This window comes from Chthonomonas sp. (assembly GCF_035294505.1).
Lineage (GTDB): Bacteria > Armatimonadota > Chthonomonadetes > Chthonomonadales > Chthonomonadaceae > Chthonomonas.
This window is the reverse complement of sequence record NZ_DATGKU010000232.1, coordinates 1-1,585: the sequence shown is the minus strand read 5'-3', so window position 1 is coordinate 1,585 and position 1,585 is coordinate 1. Positions and strand designations below refer to the sequence as shown.

General features: G+C 60.0%; 1 rRNA gene. It reads right to left on the bottom strand.

Annotation, left to right across the window (positions count from 1 at the left end):
• Positions 1-1,556: ribosomal RNA gene (locus tag VKV18_RS14025) — 23S ribosomal RNA — on the bottom strand; the annotation flags it as partial.
• Positions 1,557-1,585: the final 29 nt, after the last annotated feature.

Sequence of the window (1,585 nt, the reverse complement as noted above, 5' to 3'; positions counted from 1 at the left end):
TTGGGATTGACGCTTGCACGACGGTACTGGAATATCAACCAGTTGTGCATCGACTACGCCTTTCGGCCTCGCCTTAGCTCCCGACTCACCCTGGGAGGATTAGCCTTCCCCAGGAACCCTTGGGCTTCCGGCGGAGGGGTTTCTCACCCCTCTCTCGCTACTCATGCCAGCATTCTCACTCGAGCGCGCTCCACGACAGTTCACACTCCCGCTTCGCTGCGCGCACGACGCTCCCCTACCACCCCGCTCGAAAGCGAGGTCCGCGGCTTCGGCTCGGTGCTTGAGCCCCGTTAAATTGTCCGCGCCGGACCACTCGACCAGTGAACTATTACGCACTCTTTAAAGGGTGGCTGTTTCTAAGCCCACCTCCTGGCTGTCTGTGCAGTCCGACATCGTTTCCCACTTAGCACCGAATTTGGGGCCTTAGCCGGCGGTCTGGGTTGTTTCCCTCTCGACCACGAAGCTCATCCCCCGTAGTCTCACTGCCAAGCTCTGGAGCGCCGGCATTCGGAGTTTGATTGGGGTCGGTAAGCTTGTGGGCCCCCTAACCCATTCAGTGCTCTACCTCCGGCGCTGAACACTTGACGCTGCACCTAAATGCATTTCGGGGAGAACCAGCTATCACCGGGTTTGTTTGGCCTTTCACCCCTACCCACAGGTCATCCCCCGTGTTTTCAACCACGGTGGGTTCGGCCCTCCACGGGGTCTTACCCCCGCTTCAGCCTGCCCATGGGTAGATCACCCGGCTTCGGGTCTACCACACGCGACTAGACGCCCATTTAAGACTCGCTTTCGCTCCGGCTCCCCCTCACGGGTTAACCTCGCCACGCACGGTAACTCGCTGGCTCATTCTTCAAAAGGCACGCCATCGCGACCGGCTAACCTACGCCTAAGCCCTTGCGGGCAAAGGCGTGTGTTGGTGCCGGCGACGCTTTGACTGTTTGTAAACCAACGGTTTCAGGTACTATTTCACTCCCCTCCCGGGGTGCTTTTCACCTTTCCCTCACGGTACTAGTCCGCTATCGGTCGCCTGCTAGTACTTAGCCTTGCGAGGTGGTCCTCGCGGGTTCACACCAGGTTTCACGGGCCCGGCGCTACTCGGGTGCCGGACCGGAGGTTGCATGCGTTTCGTGTACGGGGCTCTAACCCTCTGTGGCGGGACGTTCCAAAACCCTTCCACTACGCAGCAACTTTGTAACTCCGCGGAAGGTCTGGTGCCCTTCCTGTCCGGTCCCACGACCCCGCACCGGCAACGCCACCAGGCTTTGGCACCGGCACGGTTTAGGCTCTTCCCGTTTCGCTCGCCGCTACTCAGGGAGTCGCTGTTGCTTTCCTTTCCTCGGGGTACTGAGATGTTTCAATTCCCCCGGTTCCCTCTACCGGCCCTATGTGTTCAGGCCGGAGTGCCGCCGTTTTTCGCGACGGCGGGTTGCCCCATTCGGACATCCACGGATCGAAGCTCGGTAGGCAGCTCCCCGTGGCTTATCGCAGCCACCCACGTCCTTCATCGGCTTCAGGCGCCAAGGCATCCACCGTTGGCTCTTGTAGCTTGGAGAACAAGATGCTCGTGCTCGCTATGCAATTC